The sequence below is a fragment of the Mycobacterium sp. genome (genome assembly GCF_052145595.1).
Taxonomy (GTDB): domain Bacteria; phylum Actinomycetota; class Actinomycetes; order Mycobacteriales; family Mycobacteriaceae; genus Mycobacterium.
In genome coordinates this window covers 1-5,854 of the sequence record NZ_JBKQOI010000061.1, presented here as the reverse complement: position 1 = coordinate 5,854, position 5,854 = coordinate 1, and the positions used below count along the sequence as shown (strand labels likewise).

The 5,854-nt window shown below is 65.7% G+C and carries 6 protein-coding genes; 2 read left to right on the top strand and 4 right to left on the bottom strand.

Features of this window, described 5'->3' with window-relative positions; all coding sequences use genetic code 11:
• Both ACLP4W_RS04145 and ACLP4W_RS04140 read right to left on the bottom strand, forming a co-directional pair.
• A partial coding sequence (locus ACLP4W_RS04145) for a sensor histidine kinase (RefSeq protein WP_442384396.1) occupies positions 1-1,028 on the bottom strand: 1,028 nt, incomplete at its 3' end.
• 234 nt (positions 1,029-1,262) lie between these two features.
• Positions 1,263-1,979, bottom strand: a complete 717-nt coding sequence (locus ACLP4W_RS04140) for a response regulator (protein WP_442384394.1) — start codon at positions 1,977-1,979, stop codon at positions 1,263-1,265.
• A 150-nt stretch (positions 1,980-2,129) separates the two neighbouring features.
• Between ACLP4W_RS04140 and ACLP4W_RS04135 the strand changes: the two genes are divergently transcribed.
• Positions 2,130-2,423, top strand: coding sequence for a WhiB family transcriptional regulator (locus ACLP4W_RS04135; protein ID WP_442384400.1), 294 nt, complete (start codon positions 2,130-2,132; stop codon positions 2,421-2,423).
• Between the two features lie 18 nt (positions 2,424-2,441).
• Here the strand turns inward: ACLP4W_RS04135 and ACLP4W_RS04130 are convergent, their stop codons facing one another.
• Positions 2,442-3,818 (bottom strand): PE domain-containing protein, encoded by a 1,377-nt coding sequence (locus tag ACLP4W_RS04130; protein WP_442384392.1) that lies wholly within the window; start codon positions 3,816-3,818, stop codon positions 2,442-2,444.
• Positions 3,819-4,243: 425 nt separating this feature from the next.
• Between ACLP4W_RS04130 and ACLP4W_RS04125 the strand changes: the two genes are divergently transcribed.
• Positions 4,244-5,044, top strand: a complete 801-nt coding sequence (locus ACLP4W_RS04125) for a transglycosylase SLT domain-containing protein (RefSeq protein ID WP_442384398.1) — start codon at positions 4,244-4,246, stop codon at positions 5,042-5,044.
• A gap of 56 nt (positions 5,045-5,100) precedes the next feature.
• Here ACLP4W_RS04125 and ACLP4W_RS04120 read toward each other — a convergent pair whose 3' ends face one another.
• Positions 5,101-5,553, bottom strand: coding sequence for a hypothetical protein (locus tag ACLP4W_RS04120; RefSeq protein WP_442384390.1), 453 nt, complete (start codon positions 5,551-5,553; stop codon positions 5,101-5,103).
• Positions 5,554-5,854 lie beyond the last annotated feature (301 nt).

Genomic DNA, 5,854 nt, shown 5'->3' with positions numbered 1-5,854 from the left:
CCTGTTCCGTCATCGGCGACCGTTAGCACGATTCTGTGGCCGTCTCGCAACAGTTTGACTTTGACCCTTTTCGCCCGGGCATGCTTGTGGATGTTGGCTAGCAGCTCGCGCGCGGCCCGGTACAGCAGCGACTGAGACGAGGGTCGGCCGATGTCTTCGAGGTCGGCCTCGATCGCAAAGTCGCCGCGAGATTCATACTGGCGCGTCAGTTCTCGCACAGCTGGGGTGAGACCGAGTTGGGCAAGCACCTGCGGATGCAGCGCCGTGACCGTCGAGCGCAGGCCAGCGACGGTCTCCTGCAATGCCGCGTCGACCATGTCCAGGGCGGGATCGGGATGGCGTTCACGAACCCCGTCCAGTTCCAGCCGGGCCGCCATGAGCGTCTGCAGGGGGCCGTCATGCAGGTGCTCGGCCAGCTCCCGGTTGTGACGCTCGTCGGCTCGCAACGCCTCCGACACCAGTCGGCGCCGCACCTCTAGGAGAGCCCGCACCCGGGCCGATCGCCACGCCAGCACGAAGCACAGGGCTGTGGTGGCCACCGCGAGCCACATTAGAAAGCCGACGTGCATGAACACCATCTTCGGCAGCTCGACGTTGGGGTCGCGTTTGGAGTAGACGATCCACACCGCGAGATATCCGACGGCGGTTCCGATCCCGAAGATCGCTGTCAACACCGGGCGGTCCCCGAAGGCCACCGAGATCGGTAGTAGGAAAAACACCGGCAGCAACGCCGCGGTCGCGCCCCCTGACACCAGGCACAGCGCGACGATGGCCAGCAGGTCGACTCCGGTTGAGGCCCAGTCGGCCCACGACGGGACTGGGCCGCGGATTACGGCGACCACCCACACCACCGCCGCGGCGGTATAGGCGCCCAGAATCGCCGCATAAGCCCCGGGCAGCCAGTGATCGACCTCCCATATCCACACCAGGATCGATATCAACCCGATCAGTGGCAGGCGAAGAAGCGCCGAGATGCGCACGGGTTGCGCCGTGAAGAAGGCAGCTATCCGGGCCAGGTATCTATTCACGCTATTCCAGATTCCAGCAAACCGCGGCGTATCGCCTCGGCGACAGCGGGTAGGTCATCGACGACCCCCAACGCGCACCTTCTCGATCGTACCGCTTCGACCACGGCTTTCAGCTTCCCATAGCACTGCACGCTGTATCCCCCGATTGGAGAACACGAGATTCATCTGCGTCAGGACAGGCGGACGGGTTCGGCCGCAACGAAGTCGACCAGTCGAGCGAGCGGGCGCGCCATGCTATTCGAGCAGCCCGCGCCGCATGGCCGCCGCGACAGCCGCGGCGCGGTCACCGACGCCGAGTTTCTCGTACAACCGTTGGACGTGGGTCTTGACCGTGGACGGCGCCAGGTACAGTTCCGCAGCGATCGCGGGGATGGTGTAACCCTGGGCGATGAAATTCAGCACCTCACGCTCGCGGGGGCTGAGCACCGGTGTCTCGGCTTCGCCGCGGCGCCGGATCTCCCCCGCCAGACCGGCGGCCATGGCCGGCGACACGACGTCTCGGCCCTTAGCGCAGTCGAGCACGCCCTTCACGATCTCGGTTTTCGTCGACTCTTTGGGCAGGAATCCCGCCGCGCCCTCCGCCAGGGCGTGGAAGACGATCGCCGACTCATCGTGCGCCGACAGCAGCAACACCCTTGTCGGTAGGTCGTCACGCCGTACCGCAGCGGCGACCTTTGCACCGTCCATTCCGGGCATTCGGTAATCCAGCAGCGCGACGTCCGGCAGATGGGTTTTAATCAGAGCCAAGGCAGCGACGCCGTCATCGGCTTCAGCGACCACATCCACTGCGCCGCTCGACGTCAGCGCGCGCACGAGCCCGTCGCGGAACAGCGGGTGATCTTCGCCCACGACTACGCGCACTTTGTCGGTCGGCGCCGCGTCGATCACGCCGTTGAGTGTCGCACACAGCGGTTGCCGCCGTTTCCCCCAATCGGGGGACGCGCGATTCATCCCACGCACCGACTGGTCGGCGGACAGACACCGCCGAACCGCGCCGGAATAGTGCTTGCCAGGGGGCGAACGCCGGCAGAAGACGCGCACGGGAGTCTTCAACCACGCATAGGAGTGTTCAACGTGGCTGCAAGCACCACCTACATCGGCATGGCCGAAGCCCGCACCGAATGGTGGTCGAAGGCACTGTGTCGCTCCGCCGATCCCGACAAACTCTTCGTTCGCGGGGCGGCACAGCGGAAAGCGGCTGCCTTTTGCCGGCACTGTCCCGTCATCGCCGAGTGCCTCTCCGACGCGCTCGACAACCAGGTCGAGTTCGGTGTTTGGGGCGGCATGACCGAACGCCAGCGGCGGGCCTTGCTCAAGCGGCACCCCGAGGTGGAATCCTGGTCCGAATTCTTAGCCGCCCAGCGCAAACACCACAGCACCGACCGACCGGCGTAAACCAGCCGGCCATTGCAACTACAGATCGGTCGACAGGACACCCAGGCTGCCGCCCACAGCGTCGACCAAGTCCCGGGTCACCACGAAGGGGAAGCCCACCGTCGTCGTGGCGACCTCGTCGACACCGTCCCCAATCGCGTGCATGATCGTCGTCGGATCCCCGGTGGGGAGGGCCTCCCAAACGTTGTAGGCCGCAAATTGCGGCGCCATGATCAGGTCGCGTACGTCGACGAAGAGCTCGGTCGGCAATGACGCCGGCGGGACGGGTACACCGTCCCAACTGACCAGCGTCCAACCGTCCTGGGGATCGCCCTGCACCACGACAACGGCGGTGTTGGACAGCGGGTGGGTGAGCATGAGCAAGGGGTCGGGGTTCTTGACGTTCATCATCGTCCCGACCTCGATCGCAAACTCGCTCGAGAACGCCACCTCGTTGACGTTGCCGTTGGAACCCACGACCGGGTTCGCCAAGGCCTGGCCGTACATCGTTTGCAGCGCGGCGGTAAAGCCCTGGTCGAAGACCACCCCGTTAGGGTGGGCGGAGCCCGGAGCCAGCATCGGCATGATGGGCAGTCCGAGCGTCCATGCCACCGGGGCTATTAGATACAGCACGCCCGCGGGGCTGACATCCGGCGAGCCATCGAAGATGCCGGCATTGATCTCGTTGAGCCCGGGCAATGCCTGCACGCTCATCCCCATCCCCAGCAGGCTGGCCAACGGCGCGGCGGTCTCCTGCGTCCTGAGCAACTGCGACGAGAAGATCCCGGCGAAGGGGCCCTGCCCCTTGAGTGCGTTGGCGATGGCCACCGCCTGTTGCTGGCCCAGCGCAGTGAGTCCAGTTCCGGGCACCGCCGTGTCGATCACGTTCGTCGCGTTGCCTATCGACTGCCCGTGCCGCACGAAGTCGATGACGATCGGCGTCCCGGTGCTGCCGGTGCCGTTGCCGATCAGATCGCGCCCGAACAGCGCCTCGGTGGGCGCATTGATAATCGGGTCGAGCACCCGGCCGAGCGGGCTGCTAATCCAGGCTTCGCCGATCGTGCGAATGGGACCCTCGGCGAACACCTGCGTGGTCGCGTTGACCGCGCCCAGCGCCCCCCGCACCGACGCCGCGATGGTCGCCTCGGCGTCCGCATACGATGCCTCCGCCGCGATCAAGGTGCGCACAAACTGCTCGTAATAGGTCGCCGCCCGCGCCGCCGCCGCTTGATACTCCTGAGCGTGTGCGCCAAACAGCGCCGCAATGGCCGCCGACACCTCATCGGCGCCCGCCGCCGCCACCTCGGTCATCGGAATGGCGGCGGCCAGATGGCCCGCACTCACTGCCGAACCGATCTGCGCCAGATCCGCCGCGGCCGTCTCCAACACGTCCGGCGCCACGAGCACAAATGACATCGCCTACCCCCGGGTGCTATCGCGTACTTGCCATCATGGAGCCCGATGTCGGAAAAAGACGCGTATATCGACGAAAATGAAACGAACATCGAGGTTTTCAATCGAGGTACCGCCCCCACTGGCGCCTGCCAAGGGCCAAAAGTCCGTATCGTTACGCAGTCTCGCGACGCCCTGGCTAGAGCCGCTTTAATGTCATACGGTCGGAACGAAGGTCAATCGGCCCAGGAATCCCGACGGAAGTGAACACAGTGATCCGTAACCGCGTAGTCGCCGCTTCGCAGCGGACGGCCGTCGGGAGCGTCCGCACGATAGGGGGCTTCGTGCCGCTCGTCGTCGGCGCGATCATGTTCACACTTGTCGGCTGTTCAGCGCTGCTACCTGCAAAGACAGTGGCCGCCGTAGCACTCGCGTCGACCACAACGCCGATGCCCGCCGCTCCGATCAAGCCTGAGGGCGCGCAGCCCCAACTGGCGTCAGACCCCGCGCAGCTGGCCGACGACCTCGTCGCCGACGAGCGAGCCCTGCGTGACCCGTCGACGGCGGAGCCGGCGCTCGCGGCGGCGGCGCGCCGCGAGCAGGCTGCCTACCGGGCCATCGGGCGGCACCCGGAATGGGATGCGACCACACGACCGCGAATCCCGTCGTCGCTACTCGACGTCTACGACCGCAATGTCGACGCCCGTCGGCAGCTCTCTGCGATGACACACGTGAGGGACACACTGCCCGCGTGGCGCATCGAGCCTCCAGCTCCGGCCGATCAGCTGATGGGTTACTACCACGCGGCGGAGTCGGAGTCCGGCGTCGGCTGGAATTATCTGGCCGCGATCAACCTGATCGAGACGCGCTTCGGCAGCATCGTCGGCGTCAGCACCGCCGGCGCGGAAGGCCCCATGCAGTTCTTGCCGTCGACCTTCGCCGGCTACGGCCAGGGCGGCGATATCAACTCGCCGCACGACAGCATCATGGCGGCGGGCCGCTACCTCGCCGCGAACGGCTTTGCCAACGATCGTGATCACGCCATTTACGGGTACAACCACGCGCACGAATACGTGCAGGCGGTCAACCAATACGCCGCGGTGCTTGCGGCCGATCCGGCAACGTTTCCCGCGTACTATCGGTGGGACGTCTATTGCTACACGACCGCCGGCGACGTGTTGCTGCCCATCGGATACGCCGCGACGGCACCGATTCCGGTCGGCGACTACCTGGCCACCCACCCCCAGTAACGGCCAGCTCCACCGACGCAAACACAGCAACCAGATCCATTGAGGGGTTGCGTGGCTCAGGAAGGTGGATAGCAGCCGCCCGCGGGCCATTGCCACACATTGAGAACCGCCGTCGGTATCTGCACCGGGCAGTGCGCGCCCCGCATGCCGCCATACCCATCGGCGTATGGAATCCATGTCCCCCCGGCGGCCTTTTTGAACAGCATGTAGCTGTTTTGGTCCTGCAGATTCACGCCGGCTTGAAACGACGCTCGACTGGCCACCAATGCCGCTGCCGCCCAATGGCTGTCGGTGTTTGGGTCGTAGGCGTAGTAGGTCCTCCCGGGCACTAAACCCGTGAACTCCGAGGCAGGCCGGCCGGTCAGCACAGCGCCCGCCTGCACCAGCTCGGCGCGAATGTCATCGGTCACCGGCAGATTAACCGCTGGGTCAGCGCACGCGGTCGCCGGAAAACCGATCATCGCCGCGGCACTCGCCACCCCAATCGCCGCGATTCGCGTGGTCTTCATTTCGCCGTTTCCTCATTTCTCCTGCGGGCTGTGCGCCCGGGTATGGATATTTTCGCTGCTGGGAGGCGTCCGGGATGCGCTTTGTGCGGCTGGGCTACAACCTTGTCCGGCGATACACCAAACGCCCGGCGGTGGTGTTCATGCGCGCCGAACAGCCCTGTCGGACAGGCCAATTGGGGGTCGGACCAGTTCCCCAGGTAAGAGCGCCCGCGGCGTCATGACCGAACACTTTCTCGCAAGGCTGTTCGCGGCGTCAATGCGAGACGAGTCCGGAAACGGGTGAAAGCCGCCCCCGACGAAT

What these genes read in the sequence shown, in the direction of transcription:
- ACLP4W_RS04140 (WP_442384394.1), bottom strand. Translation starts at nt 1,979, where the DNA reads ATGAATCGCGCGTCCCCCGATTGGGGGAAACGGCGGCAACCGCTGTGT.
- ACLP4W_RS04135 (WP_442384400.1), top strand. Translation starts at nt 2,130, where the DNA reads ATGGCCGAAGCCCGCACCGAATGGTGGTCGAAGGCACTGTGTCGCTCC.
- ACLP4W_RS04130 (WP_442384392.1), bottom strand. Translation starts at nt 3,818, where the DNA reads ATGTCATTTGTGCTCGTGGCGCCGGACGTGTTGGAGACGGCCGCGGCG.
- ACLP4W_RS04125 (WP_442384398.1), top strand. Translation starts at nt 4,244, where the DNA reads ATGCCCGCCGCTCCGATCAAGCCTGAGGGCGCGCAGCCCCAACTGGCG.
- ACLP4W_RS04120 (WP_442384390.1), bottom strand. Translation starts at nt 5,553, where the DNA reads ATGAAGACCACGCGAATCGCGGCGATTGGGGTGGCGAGTGCCGCGGCG.